We start from the raw sequence: 25,732 nt of genomic DNA, 5'->3' as shown, positions 1-25,732 counted from the left end.
GAGCTGAGCGCGCAACGCGCCCGATGGTCGAGACCTGGTGAAGATCCCCTTTCTCCGTTGGTCGAGCCGGGACCCGGAACGTAGTGGAGGGACCCGTGTCGAGACCTGGTGAGGGTTCGCAGGCACTCTTACGGAGGTCTCGACACGCTCGCTTCGCTTCGCGGCTCGACCAACGGAAAAGCAGCGACCCGGTCGCACATGCTGCCCGTCATCGGTTCTCCCGTTCCCGCTGGTCGAGCCGGGACCCGGAACGTAGTGGAGGGGCCCGTGTCGAGACCCGGCGACGGTTCGCTGGGACTGTTGTGGTGGTCTCGCCACGCTCGCTTCGCTTCGCGGCTCGACCAGCGGAAGGTGGCGATCCGAGACCACAGCACCCCCGACAGCCGAGACCCGGACAGGATGTGCAGGGACCCTCGCGGAGGAGGGGCCGCCCGGGAGGCCGGGATCAGGTGGTCGGGACCACGGCCTCCACCAGCACGGCGTGCGACCTCAGGTGGAGGAGGCCGTCCTGGGCCATTGCTGCCGCCACCTCGTCGTAGGCACTCCGCATCCGTTCCCGCACCGTCTCGTCCTGCGCCAGGTAGGCACGACCGATGCCCGCGATCCCGTGCTCGGGGCCCTGCCAGAGGTCCCCGGGCTCGATGACGAACTCCCACGACACCGTTCGCGCCGCCGCGACCTCCAGCCCGCACTCCTCACCCAATCGCGCCAGACCCTCCGGGCTCCGCTCGAAGTCCTCCTCCGGCGGTAGCCTCCGTGCGGGCGGCGCCTCGAAACCCTTCACCGACGTCACCGCCTGCCAGAGCTGGTTGATCTCGCCCTTCGATGCCTCCCAGACGGTCGCGATGACCCTGCCACCCGGCACCACCACACGCACCATGTCACGCAGCGTCCGCCGGGGCGACGCCACATGATTGACGACGAACGAGGCCACCGCATGGTCGAACATCCGGTCCGGGAACGGTATCCCCGGCGCCCCACCCGAGATCCACTCCACCCCCTTCGCTCCCCGACTCCGTGCCACCGCGAGCATGTCCTCGTCCGGTTCCAACGCCGTGACCCGCCAGCCCCGCGCCGCCGCGGCGACACTCAACCTTCCCGTCCCCGCCCCGACATCCAGCAGCCGCCCAGTCGCAGCCGACGGCAGCGCCGCGAGGATGGCCGGAACCGCCCCGGCGCACAACCGCGCGAAACTCATCTCGTAGGCGACAGCGGCGCCGCCACTCCATCCCGTGCCCATCCGGCCCCTTCCCACAGTTCAACACCCGACAACCTCTGTCAGCGTGGCTGGCCACAATGATCCCATGACCTCGGACTGGACCTTCGAACGCATCGTCACCCTCCTGGAGTATCCGCACGAGACGAAGGACGTGGTCGCTGCCGTCGACGCCCTGAACGACGAGGAACGAACCGCCCTCGACCGGGCCGTGAAGAAGCAGCTCCCCCAGCTCCGTCGCCGCTCCCCCGCCGCCCAGTTCTGGGAGAACCTCGTCGTGCTGCTGGCCTGCCTGGAGGCGACCCCCGCCCAGCTGATCTCGGCCTTCACCCAGTTCACGATGGGGCTGCTGCCGGGCGAACCGGTCGGCTACCAGCGCCTCAAGGACCGGGTCGCCGCCCGGGACCGCGACTGGGCCGCCGCCTTCGTCGCGGGGGTGATGAAGAAGAACGCCATCGCGGGCAGAGCCGCCGACATGCTGGCGCCGCTGGTCATCGCCCACGAGCTGCCGCTGCCGTCGAACCCCGCCTACCTGGAGGACTGGCTCATCCACTGCTCGGCACCGCGCCCGGGCATCCGCTGGGTGGAGCAGTTCACCCTCCTCACCGAGGTCCGCAACGGCCTGAGATACCACGAACGGACCACCGACGAACAGATCCGCGACGGCGCCAGGGCGCTCCGCGCCGCCGGGGAGCTCGACGACTCGCTGGCCTCCCAGCTCATCCAGATGATCGAGCGCGGCGACAACCGCAACTCGCAGGCCGGGGCCCTGACCTGGCTGGAACACCTCGGACTCAACCATCAGCTGTGGGAGCAGCGGGGACGGGTGATCGCGGCACTGTCCGCCGCCTCCCCCAAGACCGCTGGCGTGTTCCTCGACCACTGCCTGCGCCCCGAACTCAACGACGCCGAGCTCACCGACATCGCCGTCGCCGTCCTGCCCCGCCCCGAGAAGGCCCTGAAACTCCGGGTCCTGGCCGCCCTGCAACGAGTGACCGAGCCCGACGCCGACCTGCTCAGCACCGTCCAAGCCGTGGCGACGGCGAAGGACTCCACCCTCGCCGCCCCGGCCCGGGCCCTGCTGAAGGCCTGGGAAGCCACCCCCGAGGCCGTCTCGCCGCAGGGGCTGTGGCGGGAGCCGAGCGGACCGGGGTCGTCGCCGCTCGTCGAGACGCCGCCCCTCCAAGGTCCCGAACTGGACACCCTTCTGGCCGAGGCGATCGATGAGGAGGACCCGGAGACCATCGACATGTTGCTGTCCTCCCTCGTCGCAACCGCCCAGGCCCACGGCAGGGAGGCCGCACTGGAGATTTTCGACGATGTGATTGAGGACATCGACTGGTTCACCGGCGATTTCGGGGAGTTGCTCGGGATCGCGATCGGGCGAGACCGCTATGCCGCGGAGAGACGGCGCATGGTGACGGCCGTGAACCGGACCGCGCTGGCCCTGCGTCGGGTCCAGGAGGTGATCGACGGGCTGGGCACCCTGCCCTGCCTGCTCGCCACCCCGACCCACCGCCCGCTCCACGTGTCCTGGGACGGTCTGGCCGAACGCGTCGGCCGCTACCGCGAGGCCGGGCTCGCGGCCCGACCCGTCGACGTCGCCGCCGCCCTCGCCCGCGTGGACCATGCCACGACGCCCGCCGACCTCTCCCCGTTCGACCTGCCCATCGAGGGCACGACCCACACCCTCCCCGACGTCATCGCCGCCTGGCGGGACCAGCCAGCCCCACCCGGCCGCCTCGTCGGCGAGGACCTCAACTCCGCGACGCTGCAGGGAGGGGAGCCACCCACCCTGACCCTGCTGGATCTCCCCCACGGCAGGGAGAACCGCAACCTCAGCTCCACCTTCCATGCCACCTGCTGTTCCGGGATGTCATTGCTGCCAGCGCATCCGACGCTGCCCGCGGTGGAGGCGCTGCGTCTCCTCGCCACTCACCCCGGCTGGCAGGTCCTCGACACCCTCGCCCCCGCGCTGGCCGCCGCCTCCCGGTTCGAACCGCTGCTGGCGCTGGCCGTCGTCGCCATCGGCGGCAACCTCGCCAAGGCCCGCCACGAGAACTACGCCAGCCTGTTGGTGGACGCCTGGGACCAGGGCCGCCTCACCCCCGACGACCTGGTGGCCGCCTGGCGCAACCCACAACTCCAGTGGTTCACGGTGCGGCCACAGCGCCTCGCCGAGGTCCTCGACGTCGTCGCGGAGGCGGGCGGACTGGCCCTGGTGTGGCCGCTGCTCAACGCCGTCGCCGACGACCTCCTGGCCCGCCGGAAACCCCCGGTCAGCCTCCGCGCGGTCCTCGACATCCTCGCCGCCCACCAGCCGGACGTGCCCGCCGACGCCGCCCCGACGGGCCCCGTCGCGGCCGCCCTCGCCCGCCGCTGACCGGGCTCGACCTCAGGCGGCCCGGGCCGCGTGCTCCCTGCGGTACTGGGTGGGGGTCTGGCCGACGTGCTTCTTGAAGATGCGCGAGAAGTAGTTGAGCGGCGAGAAGTCCAGCTCGGCCGCGATCCGCATCACCGGCTTGTCGGTGTGGGCCAGCGCCAGCTTGGCCCGCTCCAGCCGCTTCGCCGTCACATAGGTGATGAAACTCTGCCCCGTGTACTCCTTGAACTTCCTCGCGAAATGCGACTCCGACCACATCAGATGGGCCGCCGCCCGACGCAGCGTGAGGAACGCCGTCGGGTTCCGTTCGATCTCGTTGAGCAGCGACACCAGCGTCGGCTCCCCTCCGGAGGCGGCCGACGCGATGAGGTCGTGGACCCGGATGAGCAGCTTCTCGCAGTACAGCTGGCACTCGTAGCGGTTCATCGGGCCGCGACGCCTGCCCCGGTGCCGGATCACCAGCTGCGACATCTCCCGCCCGCACTGCGTCGACTCCCCCGTCGCGATCCCGATGAGAAGATCCTCGTACTCGGAGAGTTCACTGGGATCCACCTTCTGGCTCCACCGCGGCAGCAGCCGGTCAAGGAAATCCCCCAGCAGGGTCAGGTTCGCCGCCAGATCCCCCTGGGCGACGTTGCGCGCCAGCAGCTCCGCATCCATCCGCACCCCGCCCACAGGGGACTCGACGGGCACCAACGGCAGCAGCTTCCGGGTCCCACCCAGCAGCGGCGCGAAACCGTCCCCACCCTCGGCAGGGCGACTCAACCGGCCCAGCACCCGACCCGTCGTCGCGAAATCCGCCTGCCCGAGGGTGGAGCCGAGCCTCGCGTTCGCCAGCTGCACCACCTCGTTGGCAGCGGCCTGCAGCTTCCCGAGGTCCACCACCGCCACCTCATCCATCAGGGAAGCGGCCTGCGGATCCCCGGCCAGGTCCGACGCGGCGAGGATCTGCCGCAGGTTCTCCTGCCCCGACGCAAGCAGCACCTGCCCCGCCATCACCGCGCCGAGGTACTGCTCCCCCCACATGATCGACACCGAGAAGTCCACCAGACCCGCATGGCACCGGTACACGACGGGCCTGCCCTCGATCGCGCTCTGCAACCCGCCGTGCGCGTCGCAGGTGTGACACTTCGCCCGGATCGCCGGGTCGCGTCGCAGGAACTGGCACAGGTTCGTGAACCGGGACGCCTCCGTCACGGGACGCCCGAGGGCATCGACGGTGATCATGGCGAGACCCGTGTCCGCGGCGAACTCATCCTGGATGCGCTGCAGCTCCCTCACGTCGACGAGCGCGCGCAGATCCATCGACGCCGGGACCGGGTTCACGTCACGATTCAGCACGACGCCTCCGGCCCCGACCGAACTCCTGCGGGCTCTCGGTCCCGCCGCTCCGTTCCGTCATGACAACTCCGTCCGGGGTGACCACCACGATAGAAGGCCCCACCCCACCACACAACCGATTCGGATCAAAGATGTGTAACAGCTCGGGCGAACTGTGTATCCGGATCACGTTAACGTCGCAGGAACGGACCACCGTCGGTCCGTCCGCCACGGGTCCACGACGAAGGAGTCACCCATGCAGGAAGCGCTCGGAATGGTCGAGACGAAGGGCTACGTCGGCGCGGTGGAGGCCGCCGACGCCATGGTCAAGTCCGCCAACGTGCACCTCATCGGCAGCGAGAGGATCGGCGCCGGATACGTCACCGTCATGGTGCGTGGCGACGTCGGTGCGGTCAAGGCCGCCACCGATGCCGGAGCCGCTGCGGCCGGGCGGGTGGGCGAACTCATCAGCGTCCACGTCATCCCGCGCCCCCACAGCGACGTGGAGCAGATCCTGCCGAAGCAGGGGAAGTGAGGTGACCCATGTCCGAGGACCTCATCAACAAGGTTCTGGCGGAGGTCGTCAAGAAGATGGGCACCCCCGCCGCCACAGCCCCCTCGGCAGCCGCACCCACCCCCAGCGCCACCGAGTTCGTGGGGGTCAACCCCCTCGGTGACACCATCGGCCTGGTCATCGCGAACGTCGACCAGCAGCTCAGCGACGGGATGAAACTCGGCAAGAAGTACCGCTCCATCGGCATCCTCGGCGCCCGCACCGGTGCCGGACCCCACATCTTCGCCGCCGACGAGGCGGTCAAGGCCACCAACACCGAGATCCTCGCCATCGAACTGCCCCGCGACACCAAGGGCGGCGCCGGCCACGGCTCCCTCATCGTGTTCGGCTCCGAGGACGTCTCCGACGCCCGCCGCGCCGTCGAGGTGGCGCTCGGCGAGCTGGACCGCACCTTCGGCGACGTCTACGCCAACGACGCCGGACACCTGGAGTTCCAGTACACCGCCCGCGCCTCCCACGCCCTCGCGAAGGCCTTCGGGGCACCGCTGGAGAAGGCGTTCGGGATCACCGTCGGCGGGCCCGCCGCCATCGGCGTCGTCATGGCCGACACCGCGGTCAAGGCCGCGAACGTCGACCTCGTCGGCTACGCCAGCCCCGCCAGCGGCACCAGCTTCTCCAACGAGGCCATCGCGTTCCTGAGCGGCGACTCCGGCGCGGTCCGGCAGGCCATCGTCGCCGCCCGCGACGTCGGCCTGTCCCTCATCAGTGCACTCGGCGGCACCGCCGAATCCGTCACCACCCCCTACATCTGAGGACTGAGCGATGCGTTCCAAGAGGTTCGAGGCGCTCGACGCCCGCCCCGTCAACCAGGACGGTTTCGTCAGCGAATGGCCCGAGGTCGGGCTCATCGCGATGGACTCCCCCGGCGACCCGAAACCCTCCATCAAGCTGTCCGGCGGCAGGGTGGTGGAGCTGGACGGCCGCACCCGCGACGAGTTCGACATGATCGACACCTTCATCGCCGACCACGGCATCAACCTGGAACTGGCGGAGAAGGCGATGGCGATGGACTCCCTGGAGATCGCCCGGATGCTGTGCGACATCAACGTCCCGCGCTCCACGATCATCCCCCTCACCACGGCGATGACCCCGGCGAAGCTCACCGACGTCGTCGGCCGGATGAACGTGCTGGAGATGATGATGGCCGTGACGAAGATGCGGGCCCGCAAACAGCCCGCCAACCAGTGCCACGTCACCAACGTGCTCGACCACCCGGTCCAGATCGCCGCCGACGCCGCCGAGGCCGCCCTGCGGGGCTTCGCGGAGCAGGAGACCACCGTCGGCATCGTCCGCTACGCCCCGTTCAACGCGCTGTCCCTGCTCGTCGGTGCACAGACGGGCAGGCCCGGCATCCTCACCCAGTGCGCGGTCGAGGAGGCGACGGAACTGCAGCTCGGCATGCGCGGGCTCACCGCCTACGCGGAGACCGTGTCCGTCTACGGCACCGAGGCCGTGTTCATGGACGGCGACGACACCCCCTGGTCGAAGGCGTTCCTCGCCTCCAGCTACGCCTCGCGCGGCCTGAAGATGCGGTTCACCTCCGGCACCGGCTCCGAGGTGCAGATGGGCTTCGCCGAAGGCAAGTCGATGCTGTACCTGGAGGCCCGCTGCCTGTTCGTGACGAAGGCCGCGGGCTCGCAGGGCACGCAGAACGGCTCGGTCAGCTGCATCGGTGTCCCGGCCGGGGTTCCCGGCGGTATCCGGGCCGTCCTCGCCGAGAACCTCATCGCGACGATGCTGGACCTTGAGTGCGCCTCCAGCAACGACCAGACCTTCACCCACTCCGACTTGCGGCGGGTGTCGCGTTCCCTCATGCAATTCGTGCCGGGCACCGACTTCATCTGCTCCGGCTACTCCGCCACCCCGAACAGCGACAACATGTTCGCCGGGTCCAACTGGGACGCGGAGGACTTCGACGACTGGAACATCATCCAGCGCGACCTCAGGGTCGACGGGGGACTCACCCCGGTGCTGGAGGAGGACGTCATCGCGATACGCCGCAAGGCCGCCCGCGCCCTGCAGGCGGTGTTCCGTGAGCTGGGGCTGCCCGACATCACCGACGCGGAGGTCGAGGCCGCCACCTACGCCAACTCCTCCCAGGACATGCCCAAACGCAACGTCGTCGAGGACCTCAAGGCCGCCGAGGACATGATGAACCGCGAGATCACCGGCGTCGACGTGGCCAAGGCCCTGTCCCGCGGCGGTTTCGAGGACGTCGCGGAGTCGGTGTTCAACCTCCTCAAGCGACGCGTCGCCGGGGACTACCTCCACACCTCCGCCATCTTCGACGCCGACTTCAACGTCATCTCCGCCGTCAACCACCCCAACGACTACGCGGGACCACAGACGGGCCACCAGATCAGCGACGAGCGGTGGCACCAGATCAAGACCATCCGCCAGGCCATCAGCCCGGAGAGCATCTGAGGTGAGTCATGAACATTGATGAGCACGCCCTCAAACAGATCATCGCCCAGGTGATCCAGGAGATGGCCCCCGACCAGGGCGGCGGGACGGCCACGAGCACCCCGTCGGTCCCCTCCCGAGGGGGCACGGCGACGATGGTCGCGACGGCGGCGGGGAAGCTCAGCCTCGCCGAGAACGGGCCCGCCGAGCGCGGCACCGACCCGAAGGAGGTCGTCATCGCGCTGTCCCCGGCGTTCAGCACCCTCATCCACGAGACGATCATCGGGCTGCCGCACGCGGCGGTGCTCAAGGAGATCGCCGCCGGCATCGAGGAGGAGGGCTGCCAGCACCGGTACGTCAAGATCTACAAGAGCGCCGACGTCGGGTTCATCGCCCACCAGGCGGCGAAGCTGTCCGGCTCCGGCATCGGGATCGGGATCCAGTCGCGGGGCACGACGGTGATCCACCAGAAGGATCTGCCGCCGCTCAGCAACGTGGAACTGTTCAGCCAGTCCCCGCTCATTGATCTGGCGACGTTCCGCGCCATCGGGAAGAACGCCGCGAAGTACGCCAAGGGTGAGTCACCGCAGCCGGTGCCGATCCGCAACGACCAGATGGCCCGCCCGAAGTACCAAGCCATCGCCGCCCTGCTGCACAACAAGGAAACCGCCCAGTGCGATGCGGCGAAGCGGCCCCAGTCGCTGACCGTGAGCACCGCGTAGGAGGGACACGATGGATCAGGAGAAACTCATCCACGACATCATGGCCGAGGTCATGAAGTCGCTCGGCAACGACTCGGTCTCGTTCACGAAGGCCAGCCCGACGCCCAGCACCCCGGCCCCCGCGCCCGCCCCGTCGGCAGCTGCGACGGGGCGAGTCGGGAAGGAGCAGTACCCGCTGGCGGAGAAGCACCCGGAGCTGGTGCGCACCAACACCGGCAAGGCCCTGCAGGAACTCACCTTCGAGAAGGTGAAGTCGGGCGAGCTCAGCCCCCTCGACTTCCGCATCTCCGCCGAGACCCTCGAACTGCAGGCCCAGGTCGCCGACGCCGACGGCCGTTGGACGCTGGCCCGGAACCTCCGTCGCGCCGCCGAGCTGGTGGCCGTGCCGGATGCGCGGCTGCTGGAGATCTACAACGCGCTGCGGCCGTACCGGTCCACGAAGGCGGAGCTGTACGAGATCGCTGGCGAGCTGGAGGGAAGCTACGGCGCGACGATCAGCGCCGGGTTCGTCCGGGAGGCCGCCGACGTGTACGAGGCACGCGGTCGGCTCCGTCAGGATTGACCGGGCGCGACGATGGCGCAGCTCATCGCGGGCATCGACATCGGCAACGCCACCACCGAGGTGGCGCTCGCCGAGGTCGGTGCTGCCGCTGGCCAGGTGCGGTTCCTGGCCAGCGCCATCGTCCCCACCACCGGCATCAAGGGCACGAGCCACAACATCAAGGGGCTGTTCCACGCCCTGAGCCGGGCCCTCGACGAGGCGGGCCGCCGCGTCGAGGAGCTGAGCGTCATCCGCATCAACGAGGCCGCCCCGGTCATCGGTGACGTCGCGATGGAGACCATCACGGAGACGATCATCACCGAGTCGACGATGATCGGCCACAACCCCGCCACCCCGGGCGGTCTCGGGGTGGGGGTCGGCACCACCATCGCCATCGACGCGCTGACCACGGCCACCCCGGGCCGCCACATCGTCGTCGTCCCCGGCACCGTAGCCTTCGACGAGGTCGCCGCGCGCCTCAACGCCGCGCCCGCCCACGTGGAGGTCGTCGGGGCGATCCTCCAGGCCGACGACGGGGTGCTCGTCCACAACCGGCTGCGCCACCGGATCCCCATCGTCGACGAGGTGCGGCTCATCGAGAAGGTGCCGCTCGGGATGCTCGCCGCCATCGAGGTGGCGGAGGTCGGGCGGATCGTGGAGACCCTGTCGAACCCGTTCGGCATCGCAACCGTCTTCGGCCTCGACGCCGACGACACCCGCCACGTGGTGCCGGTGGCGCGTTCCCTCGTCGGGAACCGGTCGGCCGTGGTCATCCGCACCCCGAAGGGGGACGTTCAGGAGCGGCGCATCCCGGCGGGTCGGCTCACCTTTCGGGGTACCAACACCCTCGACGTGGACGTCGACCGGGGCGCCGCAGCGATCATGGCGACGGCGGCCGGGGTGCGGGGGCTCACCGACATCGTCGGGGAACCCGGCACCAACGTCGGCGGGATGATGGAGCAGGTGCGGGTGACCATGGGGCAGCTCACCGGCCAGCATCCCCGGGACATCCACATCACCGACCTGTTGGCCGTCGACACCCGGGTGCCGCAGCGGGTCGCGGGCGGGATCGCCGACGAGTTCTCGATGGAGGCCGCCGTCGGGATCGCCGTCATGGTGCGTACCGACCGGCTGCAGATGGAACGGATCGCCGAGGAGCTCGCCGCCGAGCTGCGCGTGCCCGTCGAGGTGGGCGGGGTCGAGGCGGACATGGCCATCCGGGGCGCGCTCACCACCCCCGGCACCGCCGCCCCCATCGCGATCCTCGACATGGGGGCCGGCTCCACCGACGCCTCCGTCATGCGGGCCGACGGCTCCGGGACCTCGATCCACTTGGCGGGGGCCGGGAACATGGTGACGCTGATGATCCAGTCCGAGCTGGGGCTCGACTCCTTCGACCTGGCGGAGGACATCAAACGGCACCCGTTGGCGAAGGTGGAGTCGGTGTTCCACATCCGCCACGAGGACGGCACCGTGCAGTTCTTCGAGGACCCGCTGCCCGGCAACGTCTTCGCCCGCACGGTGGTGCTGAAACCCGACGGGATGGTGCCGCTCGAGCTGGACCTGCCCGTCGAGGCCATCCGGCAGGTGCGGATCCGCGCGAAACAGGAGGTGTTCGTCACGAACGCGCTGCGGGCCCTGGCCCGGGTCTCGCCGACCTCCGAGGTGCGCGGCATCGACTTCGTGGTGCTGGTCGGCGGCTCCGCCCTCGACTTCGAGATCCCGCAGCTGGTGACGAAGGCCCTCGCGGATCACCGGGTCGTCGCGGGCCGGGCGAACATCCGGGGCACGGAGGGCCCGCGCAACGCCGTCGCGACCGGCCTGGTGCTGGGGGGTGTGTCGTGACCCAGACCCGTCCCGCCATCACCGTCGCCGTCCACGACGCCGTCACCGACGCGCAGCTGACCGAGCTGCTGCTCGGGATGGAGGAGGAGGGCATCCCCAGCCGGGTGGAGCAGCATCCCGAGCTCAACCCGCTCGTGCTCGCCCACGGCGCGGCGACGTCGTCGCGGCTGGGGGTCGGGGTGGGGGTGGCCCTCGGCTACGTCGTGGTCACCACGGAGAAGCTGCCGGAACGTCGCCCGTACCTCGCCCACTTCCTGGGGCGGGAGCGGGCGGCGGACCGGATCATCGGGTCCAATGCGGCCCGACTCGTCAAACGCCTGCCGCTCAGGCCGGTGGACACGGAGAGGAGCCAGTGATGCAGGCCCTGGGAAGCATCGAGGTGGTCGGCCTCGTCGCGGGCATCGAGGCGGCCGACGTGGCGTGCAAGGCCGCGAACGTGCGGCTCGTCGGCTACGAGCTGGCCAAGGGCGGCGGCTACGTCGCCATCAAGGTGATGGGGGACGTGGGGGCGGTGAAGGCGGCCATCGACGCGGCCGAGACCGCCGCCGCGAGGCTGGGGCGGGTCGTCAGCACCCTGGTCATCCCCCGCCCGAGCGAGCAGCTGGAGACGCTCGTGTTCTCGCCCACCACGGTCGGCCCCGGCCGGGACGGCGACCAGCAGGGGAGCTGATCCATGATCTACACACGCACGGGCGACAAGGGCGACACGGGGCTGTTCGGCGGCTCCCGCGTGCCGAAGCAGAGCCTGCGCGTCGAGGTGTACGGCACCGTCGACGAGGCCAACGCGGCCCTCGGCACGGCGAAGGCGATGCTGCCTGTGGGGCCTTGGCGGCTGCGCGTCCACCAGGTGCAGCAGCGGCTGTTCGTGCTGGCGGCGGAGCTGGCGAGCGACGAGAAGGGGGCGGCGATCCTCGCCGGGAAGGTCGACGCCGACGACGTCACCGACCTGGAGCACCTCATCGACGACTGCCTGGCCGTCGCGGGGCCGCAGCGGGAGTTCGTGGTACCCGGGCGCGACGAGAGGTCGAGCGCCTTCCACCAGGCCCGCACCGTCGTGCGGCGGGCGGAGCGCCGGCTGTTGAGTCTGGCGGAGACCGAACCCGTCCGCCCCGAGGTCATCACCTATCTCAACCGGCTCTCCGACGCCGTCCACGCGCTGGCCCGGCTGACGGAGACGTGGCGGGACCAGGAGTTGGAGCAGATCGTGCGCGACGCCGTCACGAAGGTTCTCGGCGCCCCGTCTCCGCCGCAGGGCCGTCGCCTCGACCTGGCCGCCGCCAGGGCGATCGCGGAACGGGCGGAGGGTCGCGCCCGGCAGGCCGGGGTCGACGTCGTCATCGTCATCGTCGACGCGGGAGGCAACACGATGCTGCTGCACCGCATGGATGAGGCGCTGCTGGCGAGCACGGACGTGGCGCAGGGGAAGGCGTGGACGGCCGCGGCCTTCCGCACCACCAGCGCCGCCGTCGGGAAGCTCGCCGCCGACGGGGGTCCTGCGCCGGGGCTCGCGCACAGCAACGACGGGCGCGTCGTCCTGTTCGGCGGAGGCATCCCGATCTTCGTCGACGGCCGCCTGGCGGGGGCGCTCGGCGTCTCCGGCGGCAGCATCGACCAGGACATCGACATCGCCACCTTCGCGCTCGAGGGGTGGACCACTCAGGCCACGGGAGGACAGTCATGAGGATCGACCAGGCGAGGTTGGAGGCCACCGTCCGCGAGGTCGTCGCGGCGATGCTGGACCACAAGCCGCCCGCCGACCCGGCGACGCCCGGGCCGCCGCTCGGCGACGGGGTGTTCGCCGACATGGACTCCGCCGTCGAGGCCGCGCACACGGCGCAGCGCCGGTACCTCGGCTGCACGCTGGCGGATCGGCGACGTTTCGTCGCGGCGATCCGTGAGGTGATGCTCCACCCCGACAACATCACCTACATGGCGGAGCAGGCGGTCGCGCAGTCCGGGATGGGCGATGTCGCCCACAAGCGGTTGAAGAACGAGATCACGGCGCGGCAGACCCCGGGCGTGGAGGATCTCATCACCGAGGCGTGGTCCGGCGACGACGGGCTCACCACCGTCGAGTACTCGCCGTACGGGGTGATCGGGGCGATCACCCCCACCACCAACCCCACCGAGACCATCACCTGCAACACCATCGGGATGCTCGCGGCGGGGAACTCGGTGGTGTTCAGCCCGCACCCGCGGGTGGCGCGGCTGGCGTGCTGGCAGGTGCGGCAGCTGAACCGGGCGCTGCGCTCCGTCGGGGCACCGGACAACCTGGTGGTCACCGTCGCGGCCCCGTCGATGGAGAACACGCAGGCGATGATGTCGCACCCGAAGGTCGCGATGCTGGTGGCGACGGGCGGGCCGGGCCTCGTCAGGGCGGTCCTCAGTTCCGGCAAGAAGGCGATCGGGGCGGGGGCGGGGAACCCGCCGGTCGTCGTCGACGAGACCGCCGACATCGACCACGCGGCCCGGTGCATCGTCGACGGGGCCAGCTTCGACAACAACCTGCCGTGCATCGCGGAGAAGGAGATCATCGCCGTCGACCCGGTCGCGGACCTGCTGAAGTTCACGATGCTGAAGCACGGCGCCCACGAGGCGAAGGGCGACGAGGTCAAGGCCCTGGAGCGGCTGCTCATCGGCCCCGAGGGCAGGCCCCGCACCGAGTGGGTGGGCAAACCGGCGGCCGCGATCCTCGAGGCGATCGGGGTGAATCCTCCGGCCGGGGTACGGCTGGTGGTGTGTGAGACCTCGTCGACGCACCCGTTCGTGGTCCAGGAACTCATGATGCCGGTGATCGGTCTGGTGCGGGTCCCGGATGTGGACGCGGCCATCGACCTGGCCGTCGAGCTGGAGCACGGGAACCGGCACACCGCCATCATGCACAGCCTCAACGTGAGCAAGCTGACCCGGATGGGCAAGCTCATCCAGACGACGATCTTCGTCAAGAACGGGCCCTCCTACACGGGGATCGGCATCGGCGGCGAGGGGTACACGACGTTCACGATCGCAGGTCCGACCGGCGAGGGTCTCACATCGGCCAGGAGCTTCACCCGGCGTCGCCGGTGCGTCCTCGTCGGCGACCTGAACGTGCGTTGAGGCGGACAAAACGACGACACAGTGGGCGCGACAGCGGGACCTCGACGCCACGAGGATGGTTGCGTGATCTCAGCCACTGCTTCCCCAGCCCCTGTCCTCAGCTGCGCCCCGGCCCTCGTCCTACCCGGGGACCATGCCGCGATCCGCACCGTCACCGACGACGACCGCAGCCTTCTCGTCGCGCCCGGCGGGACCGTCGCGGAGGTCGTGGCGGGCCAGCTCACCCCGCTCGGCTACGCGGTGTCGCGTCCCGAGGGACCCCTGCATGCGAGTCTGCGCGGCGACGTCGTCGCGGTCGTGGAGAGCGACGGGCTGCGCTGCCGCAACGCCACCACCGGGGTGGCGCTGTGGCGTCGCACCGGGATGATCGAGGAGGTCGCGTTCACGCTGGACGCGTCGTTGCTGTGGGCAGTGGAGCGGGTCGCGCCGGAGCACATCCGGCTGCTGTGCCTCGCCACCGCAGACGGCGCCGTCGTCGCGGAACAGGACATGATGGACCCGTTCTTCGGGTCGACGACACGTCTGGTGGCGCCGCGGGTGACCTCCACCCCCGACAGTGAGCAGATGGTGCTGGAACTCGGGGGCGGTCAGGACGGCATCGGGTCGTGGCTGCTGACCCGTGTCAACGGGGACGTCGCCAGCACGGAGCTGTTCCCGCGCCAGGAGCGGGTGGTGACGGCGTGGTCGCCGTCGGGTCGGCGCGCCCTGGCCTGGGACAACACCGAACAACGGTACCTGGCGTGCGACTGGGCGGGGGTGTCGCCGGAGGTCACGGCTGTGGGGGACGACGACACCTTCGACGCCCACGAGGGGGTGGGGTACTGGGAGACCTTCCTCACCGAGGACCTCGCCCTGGTGCAGAGCGGCGACGACCGGCTGTGGGCCTTCGTCGTCGACTCGCTGCGGTTGGGCCCGGAGCTGGAGCTCGACGGGTTCCCGCCGTTCCCGAGCCGCCGGATCTTCGGCGGCAGCTCCGAGGCGTTGATGGCGCCGTTCAAGACGGTGCGACGCTGCGGCGGGCAGCTGGTGCTCACGACGTGGGCGCCGCTCGGCACCGAGCCGACAACGGTGGTCGTCGCGGTGGCGACTGTCCGGAAGGCCATCGCCGAACAGGGGGCTTGACCCCGTCGGTCCGGGCGCGAAGACTGGGGCCATGGATCATTCCTTCTTCGGTTCCGTGGCCCTGCCGGACGACGCGGATGTCGTGTGGGAGCGACCGGTCGAGGTGAGCGGCGGGCAGTTGCTCCTCAAGCTCTGGGCCGACCGGCGGACCGACCGACAGGCCCTCGACTGGCTGGCCGAGCAGGCGCAACGCCTCGACGAACTCCACGTCGAGGCCCGGGGGTTGCTGCTCGCGTACCTGGAGGATGACCGGTCCTTCATCGACGTGCACATCGAGGAGGCCGGGCTCGACCTGCCGTCGGAGGTCGCGACCTTCGTCGACGAACTGCCGTTGCGCAGGGTGGCGCTGTGGGCTGTCACCTTCAGCGAGGAGGAGGGCGATCAGGTCGAGGTGGTGATGGACTTCATGGTCGATCCCCAGGCCAGCGACGAGATCCTGGCCGTGAAATTCCAGCGGGACGGCGAGCCGTACGTGGCGTGGGAGAGCTGAGCATGAGGACGTTCCACGGCATCGAGGCGTTGCTGGAGGCGCACGACGAGCTGCCGGAGTCCGGTTTCCTGTACGTGTTGCACGGCGACGACGTGGACTCGCCGGAGGGCCTGGCGGAGAGCACGTTCGTGATGTGGGAGACCGAGGAGGAGGAGCTGTTCCTCGAATCGAGCGAGGAGCACTCGCCCTGGCTGGAGGCGCCGATGTTCGTCGACATCGTGGATGCATACCGGGACGAGGACCCGGACGCCTCGACGACGGACCTGACCCGCGCGGTGCTGCACTACTGGGAGCACGACGACTTCCTGACCCCCGCCTGACCCACCCGCCCGTAGTCAGCCCTTCAGCGCCCCGGCCTGCGCCGCGCCTGCGCCGTCCCCGTCCCCGCTCCCCTTGGTTTCGCCTGCCTTACGACGGGTTCGCCTGCCTTGGGTGGGAAACGCCTGCCTTCTTTCAATTCACCTGCCAAACAAGACAGGCGAGCCGCGAAAATGGCAGGCGAAGCGGCCTCAAGGCAGGCGAAACAACGGGGGGTCGACCAGATCCTCAGGTTCTGAACCTGCTTCCCACAAGGGGCTGAGCCCTCACGGACCTCCCCCGGGCGGGACCCGGGGGACCGTGGACTAGAGTTCAGGGAGCAGACAGTGAGGAGTTCTGGTGTACCCACGTGTTGCAGCCCGCGCCGCCGGAGTCGCGCTCCTGATCGCAGCCCCTGAGGACGGCATGCCTGAGGTGATCCACTGGGGCGGCGACCCCGGACCCGTCGACGAGGACCAGTTCGAGGCGTTGGCCTCGGGGGCGGCCTGGATGAGGACCGGGAACGGACTGGATGAGGCGCTCCGGGTGGGGATCGTGCCCGAGGCCAGGTTCGGTTGGACCGGGTCCCCGGGGTTGATCGGGTCGCGCGACGGGGTGGGGTGGAGCCCACACTGGCGGACCCGCGAGGTGCTGCTCGACGGTTCCCCCGTGACGGGGTTCGTCGCCACGGGACCGGCTCGACTCGGGTTCCACCTGAGCGCGACGGCGGCAGAACTCGACCTGTGGTTGTGGCTGGAGCTGCTGCCCAGTGGACTGGTGACCGCCAGTGCTCAGATCACCAATGTTGGGGACTCCCCCTTCGACCTCACGGAACTCACCCTGCGCCTTCCGGTCCCGTCCCGCGCCCGCGAGGTGATGGACTTCGCCGGGCGGTGGGCGGTGGAGCGGGTGCCGCAGCGACACACGCTGCACGTCGGCGCCCACCGTCGCGAGGGCCGACACGGCCGCACCGGCGCGGACTCGCCTTTCGTCCTGACCGTGGGCGAGGCCGGATTCGGCTACCAGGACGGCGAGCTGTGGGGCTGCCACGTCGCCTGGAGCGGCAACCACATCCACCTCGCCGAACGTGAGTTGCACGGGGCGCAGGTCATCGGCGGTGGCGAACTGCTGCTGCCGGGCGAGGGAAGGCTCGCCCCCGGGCAGGGATACACGACCCCCACCGTCCACTTCAACCACGCCGTCGGCCTCGACGCCCAGGCGGCCAGGTTCCACGAACACCTCCGCTCACTGCCGTCGGCTCCCGACGCCGAACGCCCCGTCTCCCTCAACGTCTGGGAGGCCGTCTACTTCGACCATGACAGCGAACGGCTCCTGGACCTGGCGGAGCGGGCCGCCGATCTCGGCGTCGAACGCTACGTCCTCGACGACGGCTGGTTCGGGGCTCGCCGCGATGACACGGCAGGGCTGGGAGACTGGGTGGTCAGCCCCGACGTGTGGCCGGACGGGCTGCACCCCCTCGTCGACCGGGTCAAGGCCCTCGGGATGCAGTTCGGCCTCTGGTTCGAACCGGAGATGGTCAACGAGGACTCGGATGTGGCCCGCGCCCACCCCGAGTGGATCATGCAGCTCGACGACCGGTTGCCGATCAGGAGCCGCCACCAGCAGGTGCTGAACCTGTCGATCCCCGAGGCCTACGACCACGTGCTGGGGCAGATGAGCGCCCTGTTCGAGGAATATGCCATCGACTACGTCAAGTGGGACCACAACCGGGACCTCGTCGACGCAGGGACGGCACCACTGGGTCGGGCCGCCGTCTCCGCCCAGACCCGCGCCTTCTATCGGCTGCTGGACGAACTGCGTCGCCGCTTCCCGCACATCGAGTTCGAATCCTGCTCCTCGGGAGGGGCCCGCATCGACCTCGAGGTGATGGAGCGGGTGCAGCGGGTGTGGGTCTCCGACAACATCGACCCGGACGATCGACAGCGCATGCTGTGGTGGACCGGCCAGCTGCTGCCGGCCGAGGTGATGGGCTCCCACATCGCCTCAGGGCACTCCCACGTGACCGGGCGCTGGCACGACCTCGAGTACCGAGCCGCGACGGCCGTGTTCGGGCATCTCGGCATCGAGTGGGACCTGGCCCGGGCCAGCGACGAGGAGATCGCGGCCCTGAAGTGGTGGATCGACTGGTACAAGGCGAACCGGCATCGCCTGTTGACCGGTCGGTTGGTCCGGCAGGAGCTCCCGGAGCCCGGTGTGTGGTTCAAGGGCATCGTGGGGCCAGAGGGTGGCATCTACAGCCTCGCCGCCGTCGAGAACACCTCGGAGGCGGGACTGGGGATGATCCGTTTCCCGGGACTTCAGCCGGACCGGCTTCACGAGATCCACGTCATCGAGCGGCTGCCGCTGCCGGAACGGGTGCAGGTGCCGTGGCTGCGAGAGGACCCGCCCCGCCTGACCGGGGCGCAGTTGGCCAGCATCGGTGTGCAGGCCCCGGTACTGCGGCCCTCGACGGCGATCCTGTTCGACATCCGGATCGTTCCACATTGACGACGAGTCGCCTTGCACAACCTCCATCGCCTCTGTAGACAGGGACTGCAATCCTGCCAATGGAGGTGAGTGATGTCACAGATCAACGGTGTTGTCGCGTCACGGGGAGGAGGGAGACGCTCTCGCAGCGATCTACGGCTCGCCCTGGTCATGATCGCCCCAGCGGTGCTGGGGCTGGTGGTCTTCCTGATCTGGCCGACGCTGTACGGCATCGCCCTGAGCTTCACCGACTTCAACCTGCTCACCAGCCCCAAGGGTGTCGGCATCAGGAACTACCTGCGGATGCTCGAGGACCCGATGTTCTGGAACGCGGCCTGGGTCACCATCTACTACGTCGTGGTCAACATCGGCATCCAGACGGTCCTCGCCCTCATCATCGCGGTGCTGATGCACCGCCTCACCCAGTCCACGGTGATCCGTTCCCTGGTGCTGACCCCTTACCTGGTCTCCAACGTGGTGGCGGCCCTGGTGTTCTTCTGGATCCTGGACACCCAGCTGGGGCTGGGCAATCAGATCCTGGTCAGCCTCGGGTTGGAGCGGATCCCGTTCCTCGCCAGTGATGCGACGGTGATCCCCACCATCGCCTTGATCAACGTGTGGCGCCACGTGGGATACACGGCCCTGTTGATCTTCGCCGGGTTGCAGACCATCCCCGAGTCGGCCTACGAGGCGGCCCGTGTGGATGGGGCCTCCGAGTGGCAGATGTTCTGGCGCATCACCATCCCGTTGCTGCGTCCGATCCTGGCCCTGGTGCTCATCATGACGATCATCGGGTCGTTCCAGGTCTTCGACACCGTCGCCGTGACCACGGCGGGCGGGCCGGTCAACTCCTCCCGGGTCCTGCAGTACTACATCTATGACATGGCTTTCGGGAGGTTCCAGTTCGGCTACGCCGCCGCGTTGTCGGTCGGCCTGCTGCTGATCCTCGTGGTCATCACCGTCCTCCAGTACCGGCTCACCCGTGCCGGTGAGACCGATCTGAACTGAGGAGCGTCATGTCCAGCATCGCAACCTCCCCCACCGCACCCGCCGTCGAGAAGCGTGACACCGGATCCAGGAAACCGGTCTCGATCGGAACCATCCTGGCCTGGGTGTTCATGGGTGTGATCCTGCTTGTCACCCTCATTCCCTTCTACTGGATGATCCGCACCGCCTTCTCCTCCAATGCCGCCCTGTACTCGGGCGCGACGAGCCTGCTTCCCGTCGACTTCAACACCGGAAGTTTCGCCCGGGTGTTCGGGTTGCAGACCGGGGAGGCCGCCATCGCGGAGGGCGGCTCCGGCCAGGCCATCAACTTCTGGCGCTACCTGGCCAACAGCATCGTGGTCGCCACGGTCGTGACCATCGGCCAGGTCTTCTTCTCCGCCTGCGCGGCCTACGCGTTCGCGCGCCTGAAGTGGCCGGGACGCAACCTCGTCTACACCTTGGTGCTGGCTGGTCTGATGGTGCCGGCGATCTTCACCTTCCTGCCGAACTTCGTGCTCATCAAGCAGCTCGGGCTGATCGACACCCTGCTCGGCATCTCCCTACCGACGATGCTGATGTCCCCCTTCGCCGTGTTCTTCCTCCGGCAGTTCTTCATGAATGTCCCGGTGGAACTCGAGGAGGCGGCATTGTTGGACGGGTCCAGCAAGGTCGGGATCTTCTTCCGGTTGATCCTGCCGATGTCGGCCGCGCCGATCGCCACCTTGTCGATCCTGACGTTCATCACCTCCTGGAACGACTACTTCTGGCCGTTGATGGTCTCCTACACCGACAATTCCCGGGTCCTCAACGTCGGCCTGGGTGTGTTCCGGGCCCAGAACCCCAACACCGGGCCGGACTGGTCCGGATTGATGGCGGCCGCCCTCGTCGCAGCCATTCCCATGCTCGTCCTGTTCGCCTGCAGCGCGAAGAGAATCGTCAACTCCATCGGCTTCAGCGGAATCAAGTGAGGTCCACCATGAACCGCAGATTCACGGCATTCATCGCCGCGGCAACCGCCAGCACCCTCCTGCTCACCGGGTGCTCCACCACCAAGGCGCAGGGCGACGGGGTGATCGACTACTGGCTCTGGGACTCCATCCAGCAGCCCGGCTACCAGAAGTGCGCCGACGCCTTCGAGGCCAGCACGGGAGTCAAGGTCCAGATCACCCAGTACGGCTGGGACGACTACTGGGCCAAACTGACCGCCGGGTTCATCGCGGATCAGGCCCCGGACGTGTTCACCAACCACCTCGGCAAGTACGCCCAGTTCATCGACCTGGAGGTGCTGGTGCCCCTCGACGACCTCCAGGCCACCGCACAGATCGACGACAGCGAGTACGCCGCCGGTCTGGCTGAGCTGTGGAAGGGGCAGGACGGCAGACGCTACGGCATCCCCAAGGACTGGGACACCGTCGGCTACTTCTACGACGAGCGGGTCACCGATGCTGCCGGGATCACCCGGGAGCAGCTGACCAGCATGGACTGGAATCCCGACGACGGCGGCTCCTTCGAGAAGGTGATCGCCCATCTGAGCGTCGACGTCAACGGTAGGCGGGGCGACGAGCCGGGCTTCGACAAGGACAACGTCGCCGTCTACGGCTTGGCCTCCGACGGCGCGGGCGGGGATGCGCTCGGGCAGACCACGTGGGGGGCCTACGCGGGGGCCGTCGACTGGGAGCCGCTGGACAAGAACCCGTGGGGGCGACGCTTCAACATGGACGACCCCGAGTTCCAGAAGGTGATGGCCTGGTACTACGGCCTCGTCGACAAGGGGTACATGCCGTCCTACGAGACCTTCGGCAACCAGCTCGGCTCCTACCAGCAGGTGGCCCAGGGCAAGGCCGTGCTCGGGATGAACGGGTCCTGGATGATCTCCTCCTTCGCCTCCATCCCGGACATCCAGCTCCAGATCGCACCCACCCCGGTCGGGCCGCTGGGACACCGGGCCAGCCCTTTCAACGGGTTGGCCGACTCGATCACCAAGTTCGCCGATGACAAGGAGGCGGCGGCGAAGTGGGTCGCCTACCTCGGTTCCTCGGAGTGTCAGATGATGATCGCCGAGGCGGGGGCGGTGTTCCCGGCGAGGCTGGAGGCGACCAGGCGTGCGCTTGAGGTGAGGGCCGAGGCGGGGCTGGACGTGAGCGCCTTCACGGTCCATCTGGAGGAGGGCACCACCCGCACCCTGGCGGTCACCAGCAATGCGGCGGACGTGGCGGCGTTGACCATCCCCGGATTCGAGGCCGTCTACGTGGGCCAGCGCGACGTGAGCCATTTCACCGAGCTCAACAACCAGGTGAACCGGCTGCTGGAGCTGACCTCGTAGGGCTGGCCGCTGGCTCAGCCGACCTCGTCCCGGGCCTCGATGAAGGCCTGGATCGCCTTGTCGAGGTCGTCGCGGGTGAGGGCGGCCGACAGCTGGGTACGGATGCGGGCCTTGCCCTTCGGCACGACCGGGTAGCTGAAGGCCCGCACGTACACGCCGCGGGCGAGGATGGCATCGGCCATGCGGGCCGCACGCACCGCGTCGCCGATCATGACGGGGACGATGGCGTGGTCGGAGACGGGGATCTCAAAGCCCTCCTCCGTCATGCGGCGACGGAAGTAGGAGGTGTTGTCGCGGAGCCGCGCCAAGAGGTCGCCGGAGGAGGCGAGCAGGTCGAGGGTGGCGAGGGTGGCGGCGACGATCGACGGGGCCAGGGAGTTGCTGAACAGGTAGGGCCGGGAGCGCTGCCGCAGCCACTCGACGATCTTCCCCCGGGCGCAGGTGTAGCCGCCGGAGGCGCCACCGAGGGCCTTACCGAGGGTGCCGGTGAGGATGTCGACGCGGTCCGTGACGCCGAACTGCTCCGGGGTGCCCGCGCCGGTGGGGCCGACGAAGCCGACGGCGTGGGAGTCGTCGACCATGACCAGGGCGTCGTAGTCGTCGGCGAGGGCGCAGATCTCGTCGAGGGGGGCGACGTAGCCGTCCATCGAGAACACGCCGTCGGTGGCGATGACCTTGTGGCGGGCCCCGGAGGCAGCCTCGAGCTGGGCGCGCAGGTCGTCGAGGTCACGGTTCCGGTAGCGGAAGCGGGCGGCCTTGCTGAGCCGCACCCCGTCAATGATGGAGGCGTGGTTGAGCTCGTCGGAGATGATGGCGTCCTGCTCACCGAAGAGGGTCTCGAACAGTCCGCCGTTGGCGTCGAAGCACGACGAGTAGAGGATGGTGTCGAAGTCGTCGGCGGCGCCGGGGCGGAGGAAGGCGGTGAGGGCTCGCTCCAGGTCCTGGTGCTGGGTCTGGGTGCCGCAGATGAAACGGACGGAGGCCATGCCGAAGCCCCACCGGTCGAGGGCGGCCTTGGCGGCGTCGATGAGGACGGGGGAGTCGGCGAGGCCGAGGTAGTTGTTGGCGCAGAGGTTGATGACCTCGCCGGAGGGGGTGGCGACGTGGGCGGACTGCGCGGTGGTCAGCGGTTCCTCGTGCTTGTAGAGGCCGTCGGCGCGGAGCTGGTCCAGCTGGGCCGAGATGTCGTCGATGAAGTTCACAGTTCCTCCCAGTTGAGTACGACCTTGCCTGAGCGCCCGTCACCGGCGACGGCGAAGGCCTCGGCGTGTTCGGTGGGGGCGAAGCGGTGGGTGATGACCCCGGAGATGTCGAGGCCGGAGCGGATGAGGGCGTTCATCGCGTACCAGGTCTCGAAGATCTGGCGGCCGGTGACCCCCTGGATGGTGAGCATGTTGAAGATGATGGTGGAGAAGTCGACGGTGAGCGGGTCGGCGGGGGTGCCGAGGAGGGCGATGCGGCCGCCGTGGGTCATGTGGTCGATCATGGAGCGCAGGGCGGCCCCGGAGCCGGACATCTCCAGCCCGATGTCGAAGCCCTCCCGCATGGAGAGGCTGGGGTAGATGTCGGTGAGGGACTGGCGCGACGGGTTGAGGGTGGCGGTGATGCCGAGGGACGCGGCGAGGGCGAGTCGCTCGTCGTTGAGGTCGGTGATGACGACGTTGCGGGCGCCCTGGAACTTCGCGACGAGCGCCGCCATGATCCCGATGGGCCCGGCGCCGGTGACGAGGACGTCCTCGGCGAGGGCGGGGAACTGGAGGGCGGCGTGGACGGCGTTGCCGAAGGGGTCGAAGATCGCGGCGACGTCGGGGTCGAGGTCGTCGGGATGGACCCAGATGTTCGCGGCGGGCATGGCGAAGTACTCGCAGAAGGCGCCGTCGACGTGGTAGCCGATGCCCTGGGTGCGCAGGCACAGGTGACGGCGCCCGGCGAGGCAGGCGCGGCAGCGGCCACACACGTAGTGCCCCTCACCGGAGACGAGCTGCCCGACCTCCAGGCCGCTCACCTCGGAGCCGAGCTCGACGATGATGCCGCAGAACTCGTGGCCGAGGATGCGCGGGGTGGTGACGGTGGCGGCGGCCCACCCGTCCCACCGGTCGATGTGGACGTCGGTGCCGCAGATCCCGGTGCGAGCGACCTTGACGAGGACTTCGTTCGGTCCGGGGGTGGGAACGGGAACGTCGATCAACTCCAGACCCGGACCGGGCTGCGTCTTCGCCAGTGCCAGCATGGGGCCATCGTTGCACAGCAGGCCACAGGCCCCCCACCTGGGGCTCGAGTCAAGCGGAAACCCTGCAAGAACGACGAGGCAGCGCCCCACCCCCTCCGAGCACGAACCGCCGCTTTGCTTCAACGACAGCCCCGTTTGAAACGTTTCACCAAGAGCAGAACGGCGGTTCGTGACCGCGCAGCTCTCCAGCACGCCCCTGCTCGCGAGACCCCTGTTGGCAGAAACCCTGCACATGCACGGCGTACGCCCCCTGGCGACGTCGCCACGGGCGTTGCTCCGCGCATTCGCAGGATCAGGCCGGACTGCCCCACAGCGTCGAGACCGGCATCGCCATCAGACGGTCACCTGCCGGCTGCCCGTCGCCGAGGGTCAGGACGATGCCCGCCAGGAACTCGCCGCCCAGCTTGTCCCGAAGCTTCACCAGGTGTTTGAAGTGGTCACTACGGGCCGCCGTTGCCGCCTTCACCTCCACCCCGATCACGCCCCGAGGCGTCTCGATGACCACATCCACCTCCGAGCCGTTGCGGTCCCGGAAGTGGAACAGGTCGTAGGGGTGCCGCGCCCAGCTGCGTTGCCGCAGCAGCTCCGACACCACGAAGTTCTCCAGCACCGGCCCCAGATGGTCCGAGCCGTGGGCTGTCTGGAGATGCTCCGACGTCAACGACGCGAGAACCGCAACCAACCCGGTGTCCGTCAGGTACGTCCTAGGGCGTTGCACCTGCCGTCCCGTCAGGTTCCGCGACCAGGCCGGCAGCCGCTGCACCAGGAACAACGACTCGAGGACCTCCAGGTGACGCAGCGCGGTCGGGCGCGAGCAGCCCAATGTCTCGGCCATCCGCTCCATCACCAACTCCGCTCCCGGCGCAGCCGCGATCAGCCTCACCATGCGGCGCAGCAGGGCCACCTGGGTACCCCCGATGTCCTGCGCGTCCCGTTCGAGCAGACGATCGGCGTAGTCGCTGAGCCAGCCCGTCCGCAGCCTGTCCGACATCCCCTGCACCGGCGGATAGCCGCCGCGCACCAGCCTGTCGACGACGTCCGCACGCTCACCGCGCCCGGCCCCACCCATCCGCGTCCCCGACCAGGCACCGTCGACCACGTCCGCAACCCAGTCATCGACCCGACCCGCCAGTTCCCCCTGCGAGAAGGGATGCAGCCGGATCGTCATGGCGCGCCCGGCGAGGGAGTCCTCTGCCCCCGGGACCCGGAGCAGGTTCGCCGACCCCGTGAGCACGAACCGTCCCGGACGTCGATCCCTGTCCACCTCCATCTTGAGCGGCAGGATCAGCTCCGGACAGCGTTGGATCTCATCGATGACGAGGCGTCCCCCGCCCGACCTCAGCAACCCCACGGGATCGCGTTGCGCGAACCCCCTGACCACGTCGTCGTCCATCGTGACATAGGTGGTGTCCTCGTCCCCGAGCATCGAGACGAGGGTCGACTTGCCGACCTGCCGGGCCCCCTCGATGACGAGCACGGGAGAGACCCCCAACACCTCCCGGGCCCAAGACTCCACGTTCCTGTGCACCACGTCCACCCAACAACATTAACATTTCGCTGCACCCCGGCCTACGATTCGCTGCACTAGGACTTACGATTCGCTGTAGGCTGGCCTGCGATTCGCTGACTGCTCATCCTGTTCGCGCAACCGATGCGCGGGCGTTCCATGACGTAAGGTCGAGGACACCCCGTCGGC

23 protein-coding genes are annotated in these 25,732 nt (G+C 69.1%); 18 read left to right on the top strand and 5 right to left on the bottom strand.

All coding sequences use genetic code 11. The features are described 5' to 3' along the window. Positions 1-445 precede the first annotated feature (445 nt). A complete protein-coding gene (locus EII35_RS08855; RefSeq protein WP_125228106.1) occupies positions 446-1,240 on the bottom strand; it encodes a class I SAM-dependent methyltransferase in 795 nt (264 codons plus the stop codon). A 64-nt stretch (positions 1,241-1,304) separates the two neighbouring features. Here EII35_RS08855 and EII35_RS08850 point away from each other — a divergent pair, with 64 nt between their 5' ends. Next, positions 1,305-3,599, top strand: coding sequence for a DUF7824 domain-containing protein (locus tag EII35_RS08850; RefSeq protein ID WP_125228105.1), 2,295 nt, complete (start codon positions 1,305-1,307; stop codon positions 3,597-3,599). Between the two features lie 12 nt (positions 3,600-3,611). Here EII35_RS08850 and EII35_RS08845 read toward each other — a convergent pair whose 3' ends face one another. Continuing rightward, the gene (locus tag EII35_RS08845; protein ID WP_125228104.1) at positions 3,612-4,940 is read right to left on the bottom strand and encodes a PocR ligand-binding domain-containing protein; all 1,329 of its coding nucleotides are present in this window, start codon (positions 4,938-4,940) and stop codon (positions 3,612-3,614) included. A 235-nt stretch (positions 4,941-5,175) separates the two neighbouring features. Between EII35_RS08845 and EII35_RS08840 the strand changes: the two genes are divergently transcribed. The 17 genes from EII35_RS08840 (at position 5,176) to EII35_RS08760 (ending at position 21,806) form a co-directional block, all read left to right on the top strand. Next, positions 5,176-5,454 (top strand): BMC domain-containing protein, encoded by a 279-nt coding sequence (locus EII35_RS08840; protein WP_125228103.1) that lies wholly within the window; start codon positions 5,176-5,178, stop codon positions 5,452-5,454. 8 nt (positions 5,455-5,462) lie between these two features. After that, positions 5,463-6,245, top strand: a complete 783-nt coding sequence (pduB, locus tag EII35_RS08835) for a propanediol utilization microcompartment protein PduB (protein WP_125228102.1) — start codon at positions 5,463-5,465, stop codon at positions 6,243-6,245. Between the two features lie 10 nt (positions 6,246-6,255). Further along, a complete protein-coding gene (locus EII35_RS08830) occupies positions 6,256-7,917 on the top strand; it encodes a propanediol/glycerol family dehydratase large subunit (protein WP_125228101.1) in 1,662 nt (553 codons plus the stop codon). Between the two features lie 8 nt (positions 7,918-7,925). Further along, complete coding sequence (locus EII35_RS08825; protein WP_125228100.1) at positions 7,926-8,618, top strand: propanediol/glycerol family dehydratase medium subunit; 693 nt, start codon at positions 7,926-7,928, stop codon at positions 8,616-8,618. 10 nt (positions 8,619-8,628) lie between these two features. Beyond that, a complete protein-coding gene (locus EII35_RS08820; protein ID WP_125228099.1) occupies positions 8,629-9,180 on the top strand; it encodes a diol dehydratase small subunit in 552 nt (183 codons plus the stop codon). 12 nt (positions 9,181-9,192) lie between these two features. Beyond that, positions 9,193-11,004 (top strand): diol dehydratase reactivase subunit alpha, encoded by a 1,812-nt coding sequence (locus EII35_RS08815; protein WP_125228098.1) that lies wholly within the window; start codon positions 9,193-9,195, stop codon positions 11,002-11,004. Then, positions 11,001-11,360 carry a glycerol dehydratase reactivase beta/small subunit family protein gene (locus EII35_RS08810; protein ID WP_125228097.1) on the top strand — a complete coding sequence of 120 codons (360 nt, stop codon included), beginning with the start codon at positions 11,001-11,003 and terminating at the stop codon, positions 11,358-11,360. Before EII35_RS08815 ends, EII35_RS08810 begins: the two co-directional genes overlap by 4 nt. Then, positions 11,360-11,674, top strand: coding sequence for a BMC domain-containing protein (locus tag EII35_RS08805; RefSeq protein ID WP_125228096.1), 315 nt, complete (start codon positions 11,360-11,362; stop codon positions 11,672-11,674). The genes EII35_RS08810 and EII35_RS08805 overlap by 1 nt, the downstream gene beginning before the upstream one ends. Positions 11,675-11,677: 3 nt before the next feature. Beyond that, positions 11,678-12,685: a cob(I)yrinic acid a,c-diamide adenosyltransferase gene (locus tag EII35_RS08800; protein ID WP_125228095.1), complete on the top strand. Its 1,008-nt coding sequence runs from the start codon at positions 11,678-11,680 to the stop codon at positions 12,683-12,685. A gap of 50 nt (positions 12,686-12,735) precedes the next feature. Next, the gene (locus EII35_RS08795) at positions 12,736-14,100 is read left to right on the top strand and encodes an aldehyde dehydrogenase family protein (protein WP_395858235.1); all 1,365 of its coding nucleotides are present in this window, start codon (positions 12,736-12,738) and stop codon (positions 14,098-14,100) included. 63 nt (positions 14,101-14,163) lie between these two features. Further along, positions 14,164-15,222, top strand: coding sequence for a hypothetical protein (locus EII35_RS08790; protein WP_125228093.1), 1,059 nt, complete (start codon positions 14,164-14,166; stop codon positions 15,220-15,222). A gap of 31 nt (positions 15,223-15,253) precedes the next feature. Continuing rightward, a complete protein-coding gene (locus EII35_RS08785) occupies positions 15,254-15,712 on the top strand; it encodes a DUF2004 domain-containing protein (protein WP_125228092.1) in 459 nt (152 codons plus the stop codon). Between the two features lie 2 nt (positions 15,713-15,714). Next, the gene (locus tag EII35_RS08780; RefSeq protein ID WP_125228091.1) at positions 15,715-16,032 is read left to right on the top strand and encodes a hypothetical protein; all 318 of its coding nucleotides are present in this window, start codon (positions 15,715-15,717) and stop codon (positions 16,030-16,032) included. 337 nt (positions 16,033-16,369) lie between these two features. Further along, positions 16,370-18,517 carry an alpha-galactosidase gene (locus tag EII35_RS08775; protein ID WP_221739717.1) on the top strand — a complete coding sequence of 716 codons (2,148 nt, stop codon included), beginning with the start codon at positions 16,370-16,372 and terminating at the stop codon, positions 18,515-18,517. A 72-nt stretch (positions 18,518-18,589) separates the two neighbouring features. Then, positions 18,590-19,504 carry a carbohydrate ABC transporter permease gene (locus EII35_RS08770; RefSeq protein ID WP_125228090.1) on the top strand — a complete coding sequence of 305 codons (915 nt, stop codon included), beginning with the start codon at positions 18,590-18,592 and terminating at the stop codon, positions 19,502-19,504. Between the two features lie 8 nt (positions 19,505-19,512). Then, positions 19,513-20,451, top strand: a complete 939-nt coding sequence (locus EII35_RS08765; protein ID WP_125228089.1) for a carbohydrate ABC transporter permease — start codon at positions 19,513-19,515, stop codon at positions 20,449-20,451. 8 nt (positions 20,452-20,459) lie between these two features. Then, on the top strand, positions 20,460-21,806 hold the full coding sequence (locus tag EII35_RS08760) for an ABC transporter substrate-binding protein (protein ID WP_125228088.1): 1,347 nt from the start codon (positions 20,460-20,462) through the stop codon (positions 21,804-21,806). Between the two features lie 14 nt (positions 21,807-21,820). Here EII35_RS08760 and EII35_RS08755 read toward each other — a convergent pair whose 3' ends face one another. The 3 genes from EII35_RS08755 to EII35_RS08745 form a co-directional block, all read right to left on the bottom strand. Continuing rightward, the gene (locus tag EII35_RS08755) at positions 21,821-22,999 is read right to left on the bottom strand and encodes a glycine C-acetyltransferase (RefSeq protein ID WP_395858234.1); all 1,179 of its coding nucleotides are present in this window, start codon (positions 22,997-22,999) and stop codon (positions 21,821-21,823) included. Between the two features lie 5 nt (positions 23,000-23,004). Beyond that, positions 23,005-24,036 (bottom strand): L-threonine 3-dehydrogenase, encoded by a 1,032-nt coding sequence (gene tdh / locus EII35_RS08750; RefSeq protein WP_125228086.1) that lies wholly within the window; start codon positions 24,034-24,036, stop codon positions 23,005-23,007. A gap of 292 nt (positions 24,037-24,328) precedes the next feature. Beyond that, on the bottom strand, positions 24,329-25,573 hold the full coding sequence (locus EII35_RS08745) for an ATP-binding protein (RefSeq protein WP_125228085.1): 1,245 nt from the start codon (positions 25,571-25,573) through the stop codon (positions 24,329-24,331). Positions 25,574-25,732: the final 159 nt, after the last annotated feature.

This window comes from Arachnia propionica (genome assembly GCF_003932785.1).
GTDB classification, from domain to species: domain Bacteria; phylum Actinomycetota; class Actinomycetes; order Propionibacteriales; family Propionibacteriaceae; genus Arachnia; species Arachnia propionica_B.
This window is presented reverse-complemented; position numbering and strand designations above follow the sequence as displayed.